The sequence below is a fragment of the Stutzerimonas sp. KH-1 genome (genome assembly GCF_054483855.1).
Genome location: NZ_CM137011.1, coordinates 3,069,483 through 3,088,226, shown reverse-complemented (window position 1 = coordinate 3,088,226; position 18,744 = coordinate 3,069,483). Strand labels below are relative to the sequence as shown.

The window sequence follows — 18,744 nt, the reverse complement described above, 5'->3', positions numbered from 1 at the left end:
CCCGTTGCATGAACGTTTGCCGCTCGGCTCGGGCCTAACCCCTGACGAATCCAGGGAGCCCACCCATGACCTTTTCCATCGTCGCCCGCTGCCCGCGCACCGGGCAGTTCGGCGTCGCTGCCGCCACCGCCATGCCGGCCGTCGGCAAGCTGCTGACCCACGCTGCGGCGCATGTCGGGGCGGTGGCGACGCAGGCGCAGATCAACCCATACCTCGGCATCGACGGCCTGCGCTTCCTCCGCGAATTCAGCCCGGCCGCTGAGGTCCTCGAGCGGCTGCGGCGCACCGACCCCTGCATGGAGCTGCGCCAGTGCGCGGTCATCGACAACAGCGGGCGCACCGCCTGCTGGACCGGCGAGGGCTGCCTGCCCTGGGCCGGCTCCATCGCCGGCGAGCAATTCTGCGTGCAGGGCAACCGGCTCAAGGGCCGCGAGGTGCTGGAGGCGGCGTGCCAGGCCTATGGCGGCAGTGCCGATCGGCCGCTGGTGGAGCGTCTGATGGCGGCGCTGGAAGCCGGCGATGCCGAAGGTGGCGACCGCCATGGCGAATCCTCGGCGACGGTGTATGTGGTCGATCAGGAGGCGTATCCGCTGTGGGACATCCGTGTCGACCACCACCGTGATCCGTTCGCCGAGCTGCGCCGGCTGCACGATGTGTTCGCCCGCGAGGTGGTCCCGGAAATCCTCGCCATGCCGACGCGCGCCGATCCCGCAGGCGCGGCTGGAGAAGAAACCATCTAGCTGCCCGGGAGGACGCAGGGCTGCAGGCGCCTACATCGAACGAGCGGTTGAGCCCGCCGCTGACCCGAGCGAGTGGCTGCGGATTTCGGTCACGTGCATTTATCGCGTCTGCAGGGTTCGTTACTCGTTCAGCGCCTAAACTGTTCTCAGCGTATCGAGGCCCGAGGCTGACGCCGCGTCGAACGCGGGAGGCATCCATGCACGTGATTCCGAGCATCTGCACCTTCTGTGGCGTTGGCTGCGGCCTCGGCCTGCGCGTCGAGGACGGCCGCGTGGTGGGCGTTGAGCCGCAGCCGGGGCACCCGGTCAGCGCCGGGCAGCTGTGTGCCAAGGGCTGGGCCAGCGGGTTTGCCATCGATGCCGGCAACCGCCTGCGCACGCCGCTGATCAAGGAGCACGGAAGGTTCCGCGAAGCGGGCTGGGACGAGGCGCTGGGTTTGGTCGCCAGCGAGTTTCGCGCGGCGCTGGAGGTCGCCGGGCCGGCCGGGGTCGGGGTGATCAGCTGCGCCCACGCGACCAACGAGGATAACTATGCCGCGCAGAAGTTCGCCCGCGCGGTGCTCGGCACGGCCAACATCGATCATTGCGCGCGCATCTGCCACAGCCCTTCGGTGGCGGGGCTGAGTCGCACCCTGGGCTCCGGGGCGATGACCAATTCCATCGCCGACATCGACGAGGCCGAGCTGATTCTGGTGATCGGCGCCGACGTCACCGAGAACCACGCGATGATCGGGGCGCGCATGCTCCGGGCGCAGGCCCGCGGCGCCCGGCTGATCGTCGTCGACCCGCGGCGCACCCGCCTGGCGCGGCTGGCCGACCAGCACGTGCAGTTGCGCGTGGGCAGCAACATCGCGCTGCTCAACGGGCTGCTGCACATCATCTTCGCCAACGGCTGGGAGGACCGCGAGTTCCTCGCCCGCCGCTGCGACAACGAGGCGGCGCTGCGTGCCCACGTGCGCGAGCTGACCCCTGAACGTACCAGCGTGCAGACCGGCGTGCCGGTGCTGGCGCTGATCGAGCTGGCGCGCGCCTACAGCCAGGCGCGGCGCGCCTTCATCGCCTACGGCATGGGCATCACCCAGTTCCAGAGCGGCACCCACAACGTCATCGCGGTGGCCAACCTGGCGCTGGTCTGCGGCCAGCTCGGCCGACCCGGTACCGGCGTCAATCCGCTGCGGGGACAGAACAACGTGCAGGGCGCCTGCGACATGGGTTGCCTGCCGGAGGTCTACCCCGGTTACCAGAAGGTCAGCGACGGCACGGTGCGGGAGAAATTCGCCCGCGCCTGGGGCGTGGTGCAGCCGCCGGCACCGGGGCTGACCTCGCTGGGCATGAGCGAGGCGGCGCTGCGCGGCGAGTTCCGCGCGCTGATGGTGCTCGGCGAGGAACTGGTGGTCACCGATCCGGACCAGCACAAGCTGGCCCGCGCGCTGCGTGCGTTGGACTTCCTGGTGGTGGTCGAGCTGACCCTGAGCGAGACCGCGCGCTTCGCCGATGTGGTGTTGCCCGCCGCATCGTTCGCCGAGAAGGACGGCACCTTCAGCAACTGCGAGCGGCGCATGCAGCTGCTGCACAAGGCCATCGAGCCGCCGGGGCAGGCGCGGGCGGACTGGCAGATCCTCGCCGCGCTGGCCGAGCGTATGGGCTATGAAGGCATGCGCTGGGCCAGCGCGGAGGAAGTGTTCGCCGAGATGGCCGCGCTGTCGCCGATTTTCAGCGGCATCAGCTATGCGCGCCTGGCGCAAGGCGGTGGGCTGCAGTGGCCCTGCGATGCGGCGCACCCGGACGGTACCGCGATCCTCCACCAACAGTGCTTCCCGCGTGGGCACGCGCAACTGATTCCGGTCTCGCAGGTCGAGCCGGATGAATGTCCGGATGCCGACTATCCGTTCTGCTTCACCACTCAGCGCCTGCACTTTCACTACGGTGGCGGGGCGATGACCCGCAAGTCGCCGCTGCTGGAGCGGGAGATTCCCGCCGGGCTGCTGTTCATCCACCCGCAGGACGCCGCGCGACTGGGCCTGAACGAGGCACAGGGGGTGTGCGTGGCATCGCGTCGCGGCCAGCTGGAAACCCGCGCGCACCTCACCGACGACGTGCCGCCGGGCACCGTCGCCATGCCCTATCACTTCCGCGAGGCGCCCTGTAACCGTCTGACCAACAGCGCCCAGGACCCGATCAGTCACATGCCGGAACTCAAGGCCTGCGCGGTGGCGCTGACCCCGCTGGCGCCCGGCCAGGCGCCGCGCATCGAACTCGAACGCCCGTTGGAGGCCGACCATGCAGGCCTATGAGCTGGACAGCCCCGAGCGGCTGCGCGCGCATCTGGCCCGCGAGCGGCAGCTCTACCAGCCGCAGCCGGATGGGCAGGGCGCGTTGCGCTGGCAGGCGCTGGACGATCCGTCGCAGCCCTTCGTCGTGCCGGTCGAGCCGCCGGTGTTTTCCGCCAAGGCGTTCTTCTTCGCCGAGCGCGAGGCGCTGTTCCGCTACGAAAGCGGCCGCTTCATCGCGCTGCAGCCCCAGGTGCGGCCGCAGGTGCTGTTCGGCCTGGCCGCCTGCGACCTCACCGCGGTGGCCTACCAGGACCGCTTCTTCGCCGCCGATCCGCACTATCAGGCGCGCCGCGCCGCGACCCTGCTGGTCGGCCTCGATTGCGCGCAGAGCTGCCAGCACGGCTTCTGCGCCATGATGGACAGCGGGCCGGAGGTGCGCGCGCATACCGCCGACCTGATCCTGTGCCCGCTGGGACGGCGTTGGCTGCTGCTCGTCGCCTCCGAGCGTGGGCAGCAGGCGCTGGCCGGGCTGGTGCTGGCTCGTGCGCCGGCAGACTGGGCACAACAGCGCGACGCCCAGGCACTGCAGGTGGCCGCCGAGCAGGGCGAGCAGGCCGAGATCGCCCTTGGTTGCGCGGCGCTCAATGGCGAAACGGTGGACAGCCAGGCCTGGGAAGCGCTCGGCCTGCGCTGCCTGGGCTGTTCCGGCTGCACCTCGGTGTGCCCGACCTGTTCCTGCTTCGCCCCCTTCGTACAGACCGAGCCCGCGGGCGGCAGTGTGCAGGAGCGGGTCTGGGACTCCTGCCTGTACCAGGGCTTCCAGCAGGAGGCCAGCGGCCACAACCCCAGCGCGACCCCCGGCCAGCGCGTGCAGCGCTTCTGGTACCACAAGTTCGGCGACGACTTCCGCCAGCGCTTCGGCCGCGACGGTTGCGTCGGTTGCGGGCGCTGCGACGCGGTGTGCCCCGGCGGCATCGGCGTGCACCAGGTGATGAAGAGGATCGGCCAGCCATGATCGACCTGACGCCACGGAGCATGCGCCTGCTCGACTGTTACGACGATGGCGAGGCGGCGCGGCATTTCAGCTTCGCCGTCGAGCCGTTGGCCGGTGAACCGGCGGCGCAGCCGGGGCAGTTCTTCATGCTCGCCGTGCCCGGCGTCGGCGAGGCGGCCTTCACCTATGTCAGCCCGCCGGATGCCGAAGGGCACTTCAGCGCGCTGATCCGTCAGGCCGGCACACTCACCGCCGCGCTGTTCGCCCTCGCGCCGGGCGCCGTGCTCGGCTATCGCGGGCCGTTCGGCCACGGCTGGCCACACCCTGCGCCGGGCGAGCGGTTGCTGCTGGTGGCCGGCGGTTGCGGGCTGGCGCCGCTGGCCGGAGTGATCGACAGCGCCGCCGGCGAGCTGCAGCTGATCTACGCCGCACGCAGTCGCGCCTATCAGGTGCTGGCGCGCGAACGCGCGCGCTGGCGCCAGCGGCTGACGCTGATCGAGACGCTGGACCAGGGCGATGACGGCCGGCCGCAGGGCAATCCACTGGATGCGCTGGAGCAGGCGCTGAGCCGTGGTGAAGCGCCCGCGCAGGTGCTTTGTTGTGGACCGGAGGCGCTGATGCTGGCGGTGGCGCGGCGCTGCGTCGATCGTGGCCTGCCCGCCAGGAGGATCTGGTTGTCGCTGGAGCGGCGCATGCATTGCGGGGTGGGGTTGTGCGGGCACTGCTACATCGGCGGCAGCTACGCCTGTGTCGATGGGCCGACCTATCGCTACGATGAGTACCTGCGCCTACTGGCGGCCAGCGGTCAGGTCGCCGCCGGCTGCCTGCCGCCGCAGCCCTGCTGAGCGGGCCGGGTGGCAGAGCGTCGCCGCGGCCCGCCAGTTTCAGTCGCGCCGCCAGTGCACGTCCACGTAATACTCTTCGCCTTCGTAGCGGATCTTCAATTCGCCATCGTAGGCGGCTTCCAGCGCGTGGCCGATGCGCTGCGCCAGATGCAGGCCGGTGGTGGTCACGCGCAATCCATCGGGTTCGTCGCTGATGGCCATCAGGCGCTCGAGGGGATGTTCGCTCTTCTCTTTTTCCTCGGTGTTGCGGATCAGCCCGCAGAGCTCGTCGGCGTGCGTCTTGACGAAGGCGCCGAGCAGACTGATGGTGCCGGCCGGGACGTTCTCGGCAATGCGTTGGCAGGCCGGGCAGAGCGCTTCCTGCGCGTTGGCGGCGTCGACCAGGCCGTGCCAGGTCCAACGCCCGGCCTGATAGGCGGCGCCGCATTGCGGGCAGACGGTGTCGCCGCGCTGGTGCCAGGCCTTGAGATAGGGATCGTGGTGTTCGGGTTGCAGAAGCTTGTCGCGCGTATTGTCCATGGCGAAGGCCTCGATGATTGGGAGGGTGCCTTTGCAGCGTAGATCAGCCCGGCGCGCTCGTCCGCTGTCCATGGGTGGCGATTGCCGGTTGCGATGATTTGTCGCGCCCAGCCGGTGGTGGCGCCGGTATGGTGCCCGACCGGGCAAGCATCAGCTGTGGCTGGGCGTGCGCTGACAGGGCTCGCTCAACCGGGCTGCGATACCTCGCGTGGCGTCAGCTGCTCCAGGCGCAGCGGCGCCAGTGCGCGCCGGCGCACGGCCATCCAGTCTGCCAGCGCCGACAGCGAACGCGGCGGCGAGAGCAGGTAGCCCTGGAACAGGTCGCAGCCGGCCTCGAGCAGGGCCGACTGCTTTTCCATGTTGTCCACGCCCTCGGCGTTCACCCGTTTGCCCTGCGCATGGCAGAAGGCGATGAGCGCCGCGAGGCTCTGCTGCATGTCCGGGCGGGTGAGGCTGTCGACGATCACCATGTCCAGCTTGATGGTGTCCGCCGGGTACTGCAGCAGCTGCTGGAACGAGGTGTAGCCGACGCCGAAGTCGTCGATCGCCACGCGGAAACCCGCCTGGCGCATGCCCTTGACCACCGCCATGGTGTCCTTGCTCAGCTCGGCGGCGTAGGTTTCGGTCAGCTCGATTTCAATCCTGCCCGGCTCGATGCCGTGGTGGGCGGCGCGCTCGATCAGGTAGCGGCAGATGCGATCGTCCACCAGCTGGGCCGAGGACACGTTGATCGCCAGAATGACACCCTCGCCAAACAGGCGGACCAGCTCGGGGTACTCGGCCAGTGCATGGTCGATCACCCAGCTGTCGATCTTCGGAAACAGCCCGGCACGCTCGGCGATGGGGATGAACTCCGCCGGCGAGACGGTGCCGAGGATCGGCGAATGCCAGCGCAGCAGCACTTCGCAGCTGACCACCGCACCTTCACGGTCGAGCGCCGGCATATACACCAGGCGCAGCTGGTCGTCGCCGTCGAGCGCGCGCAGCTGCTCTTCGATCAGGCGGATGCGCTCGTTGCGTAGCGCGAGTTCGCCACTGAAGGCCACCACCGCGTTCTTGCCTTCGGCCTTGGCCTGATACATCGCGGTATCGGCACGGGTCAGCAGTTGGGTGATGGAATCCGCGTCGTCCGGGTAGCGGGCGGTGCCGATGCTCAGTCCCACCGGGTAGAGCCGATCCTCGAGACGGAAGCCGCCACGACACAGCCCCAGCAGTGCCTCGCACAGCTCTTCCAGATCTGCAGCGCCGGGCTCGGTCAGCAGCAGGATGGCGAACTCGTCGCCTGACAAACGGGCCAGGGCCGTTTCCGTCTGCGGATGGCGCAGCCGGTGCGCCTCCAGCACGCCCTGGGCGCGCTGGGCAAAAATCCGCAGCAGCGTGTCGCCGGCATCGTGACCGTGCTGATCGTTGACCTGCTTGAAGTTGTCCAGATCGATGAACAGCAGCGCCAGACGCTTGTCGCTGTGCAGGCAGCGTTCGTACATGGCGTTGGCGAGCATGCCGAAATGCGCGCGATTGCTGGTCTGGGTCAGGCTGTCGGTCCAGGAGATCTCCTGGATACGGCGCAGCGCGGCGGTGTTGTGATCGTGCAGCGTCTTCATGTTCAGCGTCAGGCGGCCGATTTCGCCGCCGACGGTGGGTTCGTCGAGCGCGGCGCGCTTGCACAACAACAGGTCGGTGAGCTGGTCGTCGAGCTGGCTGATGGGGGCGGTGACGTAGCGGCGGATCAACAGCAGCAACAGGCCGATGGAAACCACGCACACCAGCGCGCCACCGGCGAGGAATGCCAGGCGCAGCGTTTGCAGACGCTCGGCGAGGTATTCCGGGGCCGGGGTGAGCCGCGCATACAGCGAGCGCGACAGCAGCACGTCGGCGGACAACTCCGGCTGGATCGGAGCCAGTTCGGCGGCGATCTTCAGCTGCGCGCGGTATTCGTGTTCAAGCGCCTGTTTCAGCGCAATGAAGGCCTCCGGGCGCACCGCCAGCTGCAGGGCGAAGGCTTCGCCACGCTGGCTGGGCAATGGCCGGCTGCCGGATGCGGGCAGGATGAAGTCAGTCTGCAGCAGAAGCGGGCCGCCCTCGGCCTGCTCGACATAGACCATTGCGGCGGGCTCCAGCCCCTGCTTCGCCTGCCGAACCGCTTGCTGCTGGATCACGTTCATGCTGGCGAACGGCGACAGGCTGCTTTCGAAGTAGTAGGCCGGCTCGCCGTCCGGCTGAACGATGGCGACCGAGGCGAACGACAGCTTGGCGGTCGACAGCGAGCGGATGGCTTGCTGGATGCTCAGCCCGAGGGTGTCGTTGCGAAAGGCGGTATCCGCCTCGCGCAGGAATGCCAGCAGCGCCTCGCTTTCCATGATCGAGTAGAGCACGCTGCGGTTGAAGGCCTCGTAGTCCAGATAGGCCGATTTCAGCGCGGACAGCTGCTGCGCCAGGCGGGCCTGTTCCAGATCCAGCAGTGCGGATCGCTGGGTCAGGTAGGCGGCGGTCGCGGCAACCAGCTGGATGATCAGAATGACCGGAAAGATCACCAGCAGGGCGCGCTTACCGAGCGTCATGGGCGTTGATCAGTGCGCTGATGATGCGTCGCCGCGTCTGCGTGGCCTGCAGCGGGCGCGGTTCGTAGACCTGGCTGCGCTCGAGCACCGGCTCCGGTGGGTAGATGCTCGGGTCCTGGCGTACCTCCGCCGGCAGCAGTGCCCGTGCTGCGGCATTGGGGGTCGCCACACCCAGCTCGGCGGCGTTCAGCGCGGCGATTTCCGGGCGCAGGAGAAACTCCAGGAAGCGATACGCCAGGGCCTTGTTCGGGGTGCTGGTCGGCACCGATAGGCAGTCCACCCACAGCAGCGTGCCTTCTTCCGGCACCACGTAGCGCCAGGGTTCGCCGTCGATGCCCTCGACCTCGTTGAGGACCTGCTGGTCACCGCTGTAGGCCAGGGCCATGTCCGCCTGGTCCAGATAGCGCTGGCTGCGCAGGGAAGTGATCACGTATTCGTAGGTGAGCACGGCCGGCGCCTGGGCCATGAGCAGCTCGAACGCGGCCTTCAGCTCGTCGTTGTCCGCGGTGTTGATCGAGCGTTGCTGGAGGATCAGCGGGCTGGCGAGGATGTCCTCGTGGTCTTCCATCATGATGATGTGTGGCTCGTTCGCCCGAGCCGGCTGCAGCAGGTCTGCCCAGGAGCGGGGCGTGCGTTCGACGCGGTCACTGCGATAGGCGATGCCGAGCGTGCCCCAGAGATACGGCACGCTGTGCGGGCCGCAGCTGTCACGCCAGCGTTGCGGGATGTGGCGCAGCCCTGGCAGCGTGGCCTGGTCCAGCGGTTGCAGCAGCCCGCGCGCGCCGAAACGGGTGGAACTGATCAGCTCGGTCAGGGCGACGTCGACCTGGTGGTCGGTCTTGGCCAGCACTTCGTCGCGCTTGTCGCCGCTGTCGAAGTAGATCTGCCGGATTTCAACGCCGGTCTCGGCCTGCCAGCGCTCGATCACCGCCTCGCCAAGGAATTCCTCCCAGGTCAGCAGCGTCAGGCTCTGTGCCGCCTGCAGCGAGGCGGAGGGAAACAGCAGGCTCACGGTCGTCAGCAGAACGCTGCGTGCGCACCAGGCAACCCGGGGTTTCTTGTTGTTCGGCATGGGTATCCTTCCGCTGGCAGAGGTCGCGCCGGCCGAGCGGCACGGTCGCAATAATGGCACTTTAATGGCGCCAGACATATGACGGCAATGCCTTTCGTACCCGCACCGATCAGTGGCGACCGCGTTGTTTGTCGCAGCGGCCCACGGACCTCCCATTCTTGAGCCAGACTCCATTGCAATCGGCAGCGTAGCGAGGAACCGGCCATGACCCTGAAGATCCCTTTCCCTGATCGAATATATGCAGGCGAGGCATTGGCCGAGCGGCTCGCGCAGGAGGACGACTGGACCGATGCCCTGGTGCTGGCGCTGCCGCGCGGCGGTGTGCCGGTGGCCTTCGAAGTGGCGCAGCGCCTCGGCCTGGAGCTGGACATCCTGGTCGTGCGCAAGCTCGGCACGCCGGGCAATCGCGAGCTGGCCATGGGCGCCATTGCCAGTGGCGGTGTGCGGGTGATGAACGAGGACATCGTGCGCTACGTGCACGTCTCCAAGGCCGAGATTGACGGCACCATCGCCCAGGAGAGTCACGAGCTGCAGCGCCGCGAACAGGCCTATCGCGGCGACCATCCGCGCCCAGCAGTCGCGGGACGCGCGGTGATCCTGGTGGACGACGGGTTGGCCACCGGCGCCACCATGCGTGCCGCGGTGAAGGCGGTGCGTCAGCTGGAGCCGGCGAGTATCACCGTGGCGGTGCCGGTGGCGGCGCCGGAGAGCGTCGCACAGCTGGAGCCGCTGGCCGACCGTGTCGTCTGCTTGCACATGCCCCACGACCTCTACGCCATTGGCCGCTGGTATCAGAATTTCGACCAGACCCCGGACCAGCTGGTGGTCGATTTGCTGCGGCGCGCCTGGAGCAGCGGAGGGCAGCCGGCATGAGCCAGCCTTCATCGACACCGATGCGCTTCACCCTCGGCAAGGCCCGCCTGCATGGCGACCTCTGTCTGCCGCCGCATGCCACCGGGCTGGTGGTGTTCGTCCACGGCAGCGGCAGCAGCCGGCACAGCCCACGCAACCAGAGCGTGGCGCGGCGCTTCAACGAGTTGGGCCTGGGCACCTTGCTGTTCGACCTGCTGACCAAGCACGAACAACCCATCGACGAGATCACCCGCCAGCTGCGCTTCGACATTCCGCTGCTCAGCCAGCGCCTGACTGGCGTGGTTGACCAGTTGAGCAGCGATGCGCAGTTGCGCGAACTGCGCATCGGCCTGTTCGGCGCCAGCACCGGTGCCGCCGCGGCCCTTACCACCGCGGCGTCACGCCCGGCGGACATCGCGGCGGTGGTCTCGCGCGGCGGCCGTGTCGATCTGGCCGAGCCGTCGCTGGCACGAGTCCACGCCGCTTCGCTGTTCATCGTCGGCAGCCGCGATCTGGAGGTGCTCGAACTCAACCGCGCCGCCGCGGCACGTTTGCAATGCGAGCATCAGCTGGTGGTGGTGCCCGGTGCCAGCCACCTGTTCGAGGAGCATGGCACGCTGGAAGAGGTTGCCCAGCTGGCCGGCGACTGGTTCGTGCGCTACCTGCGCTGAGCGCGGCGCCTGCAGACCGCGAGAAACATGCGGTGCAGCACGCTGCTGGCACGTCGATTGGCGAGGATCGACGGCGGCCGCGATGATAGGGTGCTCGACAACAAGGAGGTTTCATGAGTACCCACAATCCTTACGCACCGCCGGCTGCCACGCTGGCCGCCGATGAGACGCACCGGATCGATGCATTGCCCGTTTCCGACGCCTGGAAACGGCGTTTCTTTGCCATTGCCCAGGCTGGAGGGCCGCGCCTGCCAGCATTCAAGAGTCTGCCTGCCGCCGAGCGGCGCAAAGCCATGGCGTTCAACATCCTCGCCTTTCTGTTCGGGCCGCTGTACTACCTGGCCAAGGGCATGTGGCGTCGGGCGGTTAGTTATACGTTGCTGGCACTGATCGCGGTCAGCCTGATCATCATGGGCCTTGATGCGTTGGGCTACGGCGAGTTCGCGCGCTTCCTTTCCTATGGTGTCGCTGGCGTGTTCGCCATGCGTGCCAATCTCGATTTCTACAAGAGTCAGGTACTGGGCGACAACGGCTGGCTGTAGCTTCGCCGTCGCGACACCAGGTCGGCGGGCGAGGGCCGCAGCGCCGCTACGCCGACCAAATTGACGGTTAGCGGTTGTAACACCAGAAGCGGCAGCTGACTCAGCACCTAGTGCCCTGGCCGACCAGCATCACCGCGATTGCACGCACCCGGGGTTCCCGGCATTCGGCATGCCAGCGGCATCGCTGTCCTTCCCTCATGGGTGCTCGTCGTACCGGGCGTTCAGCCTGCGGTATCGGAGCCAGGCCCCGTGTCTGTTCTGGTCGTCCCGTCGGTCTCGCGGCGAAGCGCCAAGCCGAACGGCAATCTGCTGATACAACGCATTTCGCCGCGGAATATGGACAGCGGCGAACTCTTGGCCTCGACTTGTTACAAAGATCGGAATGCCAAGGAGAATGGGATGAGCCACGCCGCACTGCGTCGCGGAGCTGCCGACGCGCTCTTCTGGTTGCTGATCTATACCGCGCTCTGGGCGCTGTTCGCCGCCGGGCAGGGTTGGTTGCTGGGTGCGCCCACGGTGGCGCTGGCGGTCGCCCTGAGCCTCTGGCTTGGGTTGCGGCCGCTGACTATCCGGCTGGCTGCGCTGCCGGCGTTTATCGGGCTGTTTCTCAAGCACATGTTGCTGGGTGGCTGGGACGTGGCCCTTCGTGCCCTGCGACCCAGCTGCCCACTGCAGCCGGCATGGCATCCCTACGCCTTCCACAGCCGTTCGCCGCGGGTACGCCTGCTGCTGTCGGCGATGGTCGGGCTGCTGCCCGGCACACTGGCTTCACGCATCGACGGCGATCGGATGTGGGTGCACGTGCTGGACGAGCGCCAGCCCTGGCAGGCCGCCGTCGATGAGATGGAGCAACGCCTCGATCAGCTGCTCGCTGCAGGGGATGCGTCGTGATGGCGGTCTTCGCGGCGCTCCTGCTGCTGACCTTGTTGGTCGGGCTTTGGCGCGTGCTGCTCGGGCCCGGCCGGGTCGACAGGTTGCTCGCCGTGCAGCTGTTCGGCACCACTGGCACCGCGCTGTTGCTGGTGCTGGCGCAGTGGCAGGGCGCTCCGGCGTTGCGCGATGCGGCGCTGGTACTGGCACTGCTGGCGGCGATCGTCAGCGCCGCGCTGGTGCAACTGTTGCGGCGCAGCCGCCATGAATGAGCTGCTGAATGCCTTCAGCTGGCTGCTCTTGGCCGGCGGCCTGCTGTTCTTCTTTGCCGGCAGCGTCGGCCTGCTGCGCTTTCCCGATACCCTGAGCCGGCTGCATGCGCTGACCAAGGCCGATACCCTCGGCCTCGGCCTGGTGGTCGCCGGGCTCGCGTTGCGTGCGACCAGCCTGTTGGAAGTGGCGCAGATGCTGCTGATCTGGCTGCTGGTGCTGGCCTCCGGCGCCACCGCCTGCCAGTTGCTGGCGCGCCAGGCCGGCGAGGAGGGCGAGGATGACTGACTGGCTGCTGGATGCAGTGCTCGGCCTGTTGCTGCTCGGCCTGGCCGGCGGCGCGCTGCATGTACGCCAGCTGTATGCCGGCGTGCTGCTGTTCATCGCCTTCGGCCTGGTGCTGGCGCTGGTCTGGGCGCGGCTGGGAGCCGCCGACCTGGCGCTGGCCGAAGCCGCCATCGGTGCCGGGCTGACCGGTGTGCTGCTGTTCGCCGCGCTGGCGCGCCAGCCGCGGGCCGGCAGCGAGCCGCAGCTGTCGCGCCGCCGGCGTCTGGCCGCGGTGGCGGTGCTGCTGCCGCTCTTGTTGATGGTGTTGCCCCAGCTGGCGCCGCTGGCCGAATTGCAACCGAGCGTGCCGACGCAGATCGATGCTGCGCTGGCGCAGAGCGGCGTCGAGCATCCGGTGACGGCGGTGCTGCTGAACTTCCGTGCCTGGGACACCTTGCTGGAACTGGCGGTGCTGCTACTGGCGTTGCTTGGCGCGCGCCAGCTCGGCACGCTGCAGCCGCAGCTGAGCGAGCCCTGGCCATTGTTGCGCGCCTGGGGCCGAACCCTCGCGCCGCTGCTGGTGCTCGCCGGCGGCTATGTGCTCTGGCGCGGTGCGGCCTCACCGGGTGGCGCATTTCAGGCTGGCGCGCTGCTGGCGTCCGGCATCGTCCTGCTGCGCCTGGCGGGTGCGCTGCCGGCGCTGTACTGGAGTTTCTGGCCGCTGCGCCTGCTGGTGCTGATCGGGCTGCTGCTGTTCGTCGGCGTGGCCGCCGCCTGTGCCTGGTTCGGCGATGGCTGGCTGCATTACCCGGTCGGCTGGGCCAAGCCGCTGATCGTCTTCATCGAGGCCGCGGCGACGCTGTCCATCGCCGCCAGCCTGAGCCTGCTGGTGATCGGCGACGATCCGGAGCCGCAGTCATGAGCGCCACGCTGTTCTGGATCACCATCGGTTTCGCCCTCTGGCTGCTCGGTCTGCACGGCCTGCTGACGCTGCGCCACGCGCTGCGGAGGATCATCGCCATCAACCTGATGGGCAGTGGTGTGTTCCTGGTGATGATCGCCCTGGCGGCGCGTCATGATCCGAGCGACCCGCTGCTGGTGGCGCTGGTGGTCACCGGGCTGGTGGTCGCCGTCAGTGCCACCGCGCTGGCGCTGCGCCTGAGCAGCGCGCTGGCGTCGGAGACCAAGCGATGAACGCCGCGCTGGTCAGCCTGCTGCTGCCCCTGGCCGGCGCGTTGCTGCTGATCCTGCTGCGCCCGGCACGCGGCGGCCGCTGGGTGATCGCGCTGAGCCTCGGCGCGCTCCTGGCGGCGATCATGGCGCTGCAGGTGGTGCTCGATCATGGCGAGCACCACCTGCTGATTGGTGGCTGGGAGGCGGGGCTGGCGATCCGTTTCCGCCTGACCCCGCTGGCCGCGCTGCTGCTGGTGTTCACCGCCGGGCTGCACCTGCTGGTGGCGCTGTATGCCGCGCGCATCGCCCATGCCACCGGCAAGGCGGACTACTGGCCGCTGTCCTGCCTGCTGCATGCGGCACTGGCCGCGCTGTGGCTGTCGGCCGATCTGTTCAACCTCTACGTGACCCTGGAACTGCTCAGCCTGGTGGCCGTGGCGCTGGTGTCGCTGGCCGGGCGCAAGGCGTGGAAACCGGCGCTGAACTACCTGCTGCTGTCGCTGGCCGGCTCACTGGCCTACCTGCTTGGCGTGGCGCTGATCTACGGGCGCTACGGGCTGCTCGATCTGGCCCTGCTGGCGCGCTTGACCGAAGCTGATGGCGCGACTCATCTGGCACTGCTGCTGATGAGCGTGGGGCTGATGCTCAAGGCCGCGCTGTGGCCGCTGCACCTGTGGTTGCCGCCGGCCCACGCCGCGGCGCCGACCGCGGTCAGCGCGCTGCTCTCGGCGCTGGTGGTCAAGGGGCCGCTGTACATCCTCTGGCTGATCTGGAGCGAGATCGCCCCGGCTGAGCTCGGTCGCGACGCCGGCCTGCTGTTCGGCAGTGCGGGTGTGCTGGCGCTGGTTGCCGGCGGCTGGTCGGCACTGCGCGCGCCACGGCTGAAGACCCTGGTGGCCTACTCGACGGTCGCCCAGCTGGGTTATGCGCTGCTGGCGCTCGGCCTGCTGCTGCACCTCGACGAGCCGCGTCTGCATGCGGCGCTGTGGCTGTTCGTGCTGGCCCATGGGCTGGCCAAGGTGTCGATGTTTCTCGCCGCCGGCGAGTTGCAGACCATCCTCGGCAGCAAGCGGGTCAACGGCATGAAGGGCGCCAGCCAGAACGTGCCGATCGCCCTGGCCGCCTTCGCCGTGGCCGGCGGCAGTCTGGTCGGGCTGCCACCCAGCGGCGGCTTCCTGGCCAAGTGGCTGCTGCTGCAGCCACTGTTCGAGCGGCCGCAGCACTGGCCCTGGGCGCTGGGCGTGCTGTTCGGCACGCTGATGTCGGCCGCCTACGTGTTCCGCGTCGTCGCCCATGGCTTCGACCGCGCCCGGCCGAACCCGCCGAGCATTCATGCCGATCGCCTGGCGCAGTGGCTGGCCCTGCTGCCGGCGCTGCTGGTCTGGGGGCTGGCGCTGATCAGCGAGCCGCTGCTGCTCTGGCTCGGAGGGCTCGGGCGATGAGCTGGCGTGAGCTGTTGCCGCTGGGCATCGTGCTCAGTTCGCTGCTGCCGGGCCTCGTGATCTTCGCGCTGCGCGAGGAACAGCAGCGCCTGCGGGTGAGCCTCAACCTGTTCGGCGTGACGCTCAAGCTGGTGCTGGTCGCGAGCATGCTCTACGGCGTCAGCCAGGGCAGCGAGTACCGTTTCATCGTGCCGCTGCTGCCGGGCGCGCCGCTGGTGCTGCAGGCCGATGCGCTGTCGCTGCTGTTCGTCGCGCTGTCCTCGCTGCTGTGGGCGGTGACCACCGTCTACGCCATCGGCTATCTGGAAAATTCGCCGCTGCGCTCGCGCTTCTTCGGCTACTTCAGCCTGTGCGTCAGCGCCACCGTCGGCCTAGCCTTGGCCGGCAACCTGGTCAGCTTCCTGCTTTTCTACGAGCTGCTGACCCTCGCCACCTTCCCATTGGTGGTGCATCGCGGCAAGCCGGAGTCGCTGGCCGCCGGGCGCATCTATCTGGCCTACACGGTCGCTGGCGGCACCCTGGTACTGATGGGTGTGGCGCTGCTGCACAGCATCGCCGGTACTCCGGATTTCCAGGCCGCCGGCTACCTGCTGGAACAGGTCGAGGAGCACGACCTGACGCTGCGCGTGGCCTTCGCCCTGCTGATCTTCGGCCTCGGCGTGAAGGCCGCGTTGATCCCGCTGCATGGCTGGCTACCGCAGGCGATGGTCGCGCCGGCGCCGGTCAGCGCGCTGTTGCATGCGGTGGCGGTGGTGAAGGCGGGCGCCTTCGGCATCGTGCGGGTGGTCTACGACGTGTTCGGCGCCGAGGCGCTGATGCGCCTGGACCTCACCACGCCGCTGCTCTGGCTGGCGGCCGCGACCATTCTCTACGGCTCGCTGCGTGCCATGCAGCAGCAGGAGCTGAAGAAGCGCCTGGCCTACTCGACCATCAGTCAGGTGTCCTACGTCACGCTGGGGGTGGCGCTGCTCGGGCCGATCGCCGCGGTGGGCGGCCTGGTGCACCTGGTGCATCAGGGGCTGATGAAGGTCACGCTGTTCTACTGCGCGGGTAACTTCGCCGAGACCCTGGGCATCCATCGCATCCGCGAGATGGATGGCGTCGGCCGGCGCATGCCCTGGACCATGACGGCGTTCTCGGTGGGCGCGCTGGGCATGATCGGCATACCGCCAATCGCCGGCTTCATCAGCAAATGGACGCTCGGGCTCGGCGCACTGGAGGTCGGACAGGACTGGGTGCTGCTGGTGTTGCTCGGCTCCGCGTTGCTCAACGCCGCCTACTTCCTGCCGCTGCTCTGGCGCGGTTGGTTCGCCGAGCCCGCCGACTGGCACCAGAACCGCTGGGCCGACGAGCGCTTCGAGACCCACTGGATGCTGCTGCTTCCGCCATTGCTCACTGCGTTGCTATCGCTGCTGGTCGGGTTGCTGGCGGCGACGGCGCTCAGCCCGCTGGGCTGGAGCCAGCTGATCGTCGAGCGGGAGTTCGCCATATGAACGCCTGGCTCTGGCTGCTGGTGCCCTTCGCTCCGCTGCTCGGCGGCGCGTTGCTGCCCTGGCTGCGCGAACGCTGCCTGCCCTGGCTCTGGCTGAGTTGTCTGCCGGCGCTGCTGGCGACGCTGCAACCACCGCCGTCACTGGAGCTGCCCTGGCTCTGGGAAGGCGTGCGCTGGGGCGCCGACGATGCGCTGACTCGCGCCTGGCTGGGCTTTTCCGCCGTGCTCTGGGGCTGCGCCGCGGTTTTCGCCAGCAGCAGCCTGGCCCATGGGGCGGGACGGCTGCGCTTCTGGGCCTTCTGGCAGCTGGCATTGGCCGGCAACCTGCTGCTGATCATCGCCACCGATGCGCTGAGCTTCTACCTCGGCTTCAGTGCCATGAGCCTGGCTGCCTACGGGCTGATCGTGCATCACGGTGGACCGGGGCCGCGGCGCGCCGGGCGGCTGTATCTGCAACTGGCGATCAGCGGCGAAATGCTGCTGCTTGCCGGGCTGCTGCTGCGCAGCCACGGCGCCGCGCTGGCCTTCGACTTCGCCAGCTGGCAGGCGCAGCCGATCGACCATCTGACCCTGGCCCTGCTGGTGCTCGGGCTCGGGCTGAAGGCCGGCTTCTGGCCGCTGCACGTCTGGCTGCCACTGGCCCATCCCGAGGCGCCGGCACCGGCCAGCGCGGTGCTCTCCGGGGCAATGCTCAAGGCCGGCATCCTCGGCGTCTGGCGCTGTGTGCCGGAGGCCGATCCAACGCTGACGGCCTGGAGCACGCCGTTACTCGTGGTCGGCCTGTTCGGCGCGTTCTATGCCGCTGCGCTGGGACTGCGTGCCGCTAAGTCCAAGGCGGTGCTGGCCTGGTCATCGGTGAGCCAGATGGGCTGGCTGCTGATGGTCCTGGCGCTGGCCTGGAGCCTGGAGGCGCCGTCCCCCGCGCTGCTCACGCTGCTGGTGCTGTTTGGCGTGCATCACGGGCTGGCCAAGGGTGCGCTGTTTCTCGCCGCCGGGATGGTTCACGAGGGGCGCCTGCCACGCCTCGGTTGGTTATTGCTGGTCCTGCCGGCGCTGGCGATCATGGGGGCGCCGCTCACCAGTGGTGCAGCGGTGAAGTACCTGCTCAAGGACGCCTGGCACGACAGCGCCTTCGCCGCCTGGGCGCCATGGCTGACGCTGGCCAGCTTCGCCACCGCACTGCTGCTCTGGCGCGCACTCTGGCTGATGTGGCGCGACCAGCAGCAGGTCAGCACGCGCGCGCCGCTCGGGCAATGGCTGCCCTGGGCACTGCTCAGCCTGGCCTCGGTGGCGCTGCCGTGGTTGTGGCCGGCGCTGCGCGATCCGCTGCTGGCGGGTCTGTATCCGGCGGGTCTGTGGGCGGCGCTTTGGCCGTTGCTGCTGGCGATGGGTCTCACCGGGTGGGCGCTGTTTCGGCGCTGGCAGGTGCCGTCCAGCCTTGCGCGTTTGCCCAACCCCGCACTCTGCGCATCGTCATACCTGACGCGTCTCCTGCGCCAGCCACCGCTGCCCGAACCCAGCGTGCGGCTCGATCGTGGGCGCTGGCGCAGGCGGGAGCGACGCTGGAACCGGCTATGGGAGCGCGGCGCCCTGGCGATCAGTGCCTGGCTGCTGGTGCTGCTGCTCTGGTTGGGCTGGCTGTGGTGATCAGGGTAGGGCCTTTTCGGCGAACGGCCGGGTCTCCAGGCCGAGCTGGGCGCGGAAGCTTTCCATGTCGAACATGGTGCAGATCTCCTGCACCTGCTGCGTCGGGGTGATGGTCCAGAAGGCCATGGCGGAGATGCTCAGCACCTTGTCGCTGGGCGGATAGCCGAACGCCGGCTGCGCGATGGTGCCGATCAGCGTGCTCCAGGTCACCACCCGGTTGCCTTCGGCGAGGCATTCCTCGACCACCACTTCCAGCTCCGGCATGGCCTGGCGGATCTGCCGGACCATGTCGAGAAACTCGGCACTGCCCAGCGGGCGACCGATAAAGGAGCTCTTGTAGAGGAAATCCTTGCTGTGCAGATGCTCGGCGAGCGCCAGGTGCCCGCGGTTCCAGGTCAGGTCGAGGTGCTGACGGACGAGTTTCTTGCGGTCATCCAGTGACATGCGCCCTCCAATGGGCTGCAGATAGCTCGGCAGCGAACTCTAGCAGCGGTCGGGGCAGTGCGGGAGTGCCGTT

19 protein-coding genes are annotated in these 18,744 nt (G+C 68.6%); 15 read left to right on the top strand and 4 right to left on the bottom strand.

All coding sequences use genetic code 11. The features are described from left to right. The first annotated feature begins 65 nt into the window (after positions 1-65). The 4 genes from ACX1DW_RS14970 (at position 66) to ACX1DW_RS14955 (ending at position 4,852) form a co-directional block, all read left to right on the top strand. Complete coding sequence (locus tag ACX1DW_RS14970; protein WP_200600610.1) at positions 66-740, top strand: DUF1028 domain-containing protein; 675 nt, start codon at positions 66-68, stop codon at positions 738-740. 197 nt (positions 741-937) lie between these two features. Continuing rightward, positions 938-3,034: a formate dehydrogenase subunit alpha gene (fdhF, locus tag ACX1DW_RS14965; protein ID WP_200600609.1), complete on the top strand. Its 2,097-nt coding sequence runs from the start codon at positions 938-940 to the stop codon at positions 3,032-3,034. Further along, positions 3,021-4,028: a 4Fe-4S dicluster domain-containing protein gene (locus tag ACX1DW_RS14960; protein WP_458991777.1), complete on the top strand. Its 1,008-nt coding sequence runs from the start codon at positions 3,021-3,023 to the stop codon at positions 4,026-4,028. The genes fdhF and ACX1DW_RS14960 overlap by 14 nt, the downstream gene beginning before the upstream one ends. Next, the gene (locus ACX1DW_RS14955) at positions 4,025-4,852 is read left to right on the top strand and encodes an FAD/NAD(P)-binding protein (RefSeq protein WP_458991776.1); all 828 of its coding nucleotides are present in this window, start codon (positions 4,025-4,027) and stop codon (positions 4,850-4,852) included. Before ACX1DW_RS14960 ends, ACX1DW_RS14955 begins: the two co-directional genes overlap by 4 nt. A gap of 39 nt (positions 4,853-4,891) precedes the next feature. Here the strand turns inward: ACX1DW_RS14955 and ACX1DW_RS14950 are convergent, their stop codons facing one another. The 3 genes from ACX1DW_RS14950 to ACX1DW_RS14940 form a co-directional block, all read right to left on the bottom strand. Then, entirely contained in the window at positions 4,892-5,371 is a 480-nt protein-coding gene (locus ACX1DW_RS14950; protein ID WP_208217315.1) for a BCAM0308 family protein, read from the bottom strand. Between the two features lie 185 nt (positions 5,372-5,556). Continuing rightward, on the bottom strand, positions 5,557-7,929 hold the full coding sequence (locus tag ACX1DW_RS14945) for a putative bifunctional diguanylate cyclase/phosphodiesterase (protein ID WP_458991775.1): 2,373 nt from the start codon (positions 7,927-7,929) through the stop codon (positions 5,557-5,559). After that, positions 7,916-9,001: an ABC transporter substrate-binding protein gene (locus tag ACX1DW_RS14940; protein WP_458991774.1), complete on the bottom strand. Its 1,086-nt coding sequence runs from the start codon at positions 8,999-9,001 to the stop codon at positions 7,916-7,918. The genes ACX1DW_RS14945 and ACX1DW_RS14940 overlap by 14 nt, the downstream gene beginning before the upstream one ends. A 204-nt stretch (positions 9,002-9,205) precedes the next feature. Between ACX1DW_RS14940 and ACX1DW_RS14935 the strand changes: the two genes are divergently transcribed. The 11 genes from ACX1DW_RS14935 to ACX1DW_RS14885 all read left to right on the top strand — a co-directional run bounded on the left by ACX1DW_RS14935 (position 9,206) and on the right by ACX1DW_RS14885 (position 18,227). After that, positions 9,206-9,874, top strand: coding sequence for a phosphoribosyltransferase (locus ACX1DW_RS14935; protein ID WP_316958905.1), 669 nt, complete (start codon positions 9,206-9,208; stop codon positions 9,872-9,874). Then, a complete protein-coding gene (locus tag ACX1DW_RS14930) occupies positions 9,871-10,524 on the top strand; it encodes a dienelactone hydrolase family protein (protein ID WP_125868686.1) in 654 nt (217 codons plus the stop codon). The genes ACX1DW_RS14935 and ACX1DW_RS14930 overlap by 4 nt, the downstream gene beginning before the upstream one ends. Positions 10,525-10,637: 113 nt before the next feature. Continuing rightward, positions 10,638-11,066, top strand: coding sequence for a DUF2628 domain-containing protein (locus tag ACX1DW_RS14925; RefSeq protein WP_208217319.1), 429 nt, complete (start codon positions 10,638-10,640; stop codon positions 11,064-11,066). 399 nt (positions 11,067-11,465) lie between these two features. Further along, positions 11,466-11,957, top strand: a complete 492-nt coding sequence (locus ACX1DW_RS14920) for a Na+/H+ antiporter subunit E (RefSeq protein ID WP_458991773.1) — start codon at positions 11,466-11,468, stop codon at positions 11,955-11,957. Then, complete coding sequence (locus tag ACX1DW_RS14915) at positions 11,957-12,208, top strand: monovalent cation/H+ antiporter complex subunit F (protein WP_063539478.1); 252 nt, start codon at positions 11,957-11,959, stop codon at positions 12,206-12,208. The genes ACX1DW_RS14920 and ACX1DW_RS14915 overlap by 1 nt, the downstream gene beginning before the upstream one ends. Beyond that, positions 12,201-12,494: a cation:proton antiporter gene (locus ACX1DW_RS14910; protein WP_110778307.1), complete on the top strand. Its 294-nt coding sequence runs from the start codon at positions 12,201-12,203 to the stop codon at positions 12,492-12,494. The genes ACX1DW_RS14915 and ACX1DW_RS14910 overlap by 8 nt, the downstream gene beginning before the upstream one ends. Then, positions 12,487-13,395, top strand: coding sequence for a Na(+)/H(+) antiporter subunit B (locus ACX1DW_RS14905; protein WP_230726189.1), 909 nt, complete (start codon positions 12,487-12,489; stop codon positions 13,393-13,395). Before ACX1DW_RS14910 ends, ACX1DW_RS14905 begins: the two co-directional genes overlap by 8 nt. Further along, positions 13,392-13,667, top strand: a complete 276-nt coding sequence (locus ACX1DW_RS14900) for an NADH-quinone oxidoreductase subunit K (RefSeq protein ID WP_125920635.1) — start codon at positions 13,392-13,394, stop codon at positions 13,665-13,667. Before ACX1DW_RS14905 ends, ACX1DW_RS14900 begins: the two co-directional genes overlap by 4 nt. Further along, positions 13,664-15,088: a complex I subunit 5 family protein gene (locus ACX1DW_RS14895; protein WP_458991772.1), complete on the top strand. Its 1,425-nt coding sequence runs from the start codon at positions 13,664-13,666 to the stop codon at positions 15,086-15,088. Before ACX1DW_RS14900 ends, ACX1DW_RS14895 begins: the two co-directional genes overlap by 4 nt. Next, entirely contained in the window at positions 15,085-16,581 is a 1,497-nt protein-coding gene (locus tag ACX1DW_RS14890; RefSeq protein ID WP_458991771.1) for a complex I subunit 5 family protein, read from the top strand. Before ACX1DW_RS14895 ends, ACX1DW_RS14890 begins: the two co-directional genes overlap by 4 nt. Further along, positions 16,578-18,227 (top strand): complex I subunit 5 family protein, encoded by a 1,650-nt coding sequence (locus ACX1DW_RS14885; protein ID WP_458991770.1) that lies wholly within the window; start codon positions 16,578-16,580, stop codon positions 18,225-18,227. Before ACX1DW_RS14890 ends, ACX1DW_RS14885 begins: the two co-directional genes overlap by 4 nt. On the opposite strand, the gene ACX1DW_RS14880 is transcribed toward ACX1DW_RS14885, so the two are convergent. Beyond that, positions 18,228-18,671 carry a ketosteroid isomerase-related protein gene (locus ACX1DW_RS14880; RefSeq protein WP_458991769.1) on the bottom strand — a complete coding sequence of 148 codons (444 nt, stop codon included), beginning with the start codon at positions 18,669-18,671 and terminating at the stop codon, positions 18,228-18,230. Positions 18,672-18,744: the final 73 nt, after the last annotated feature.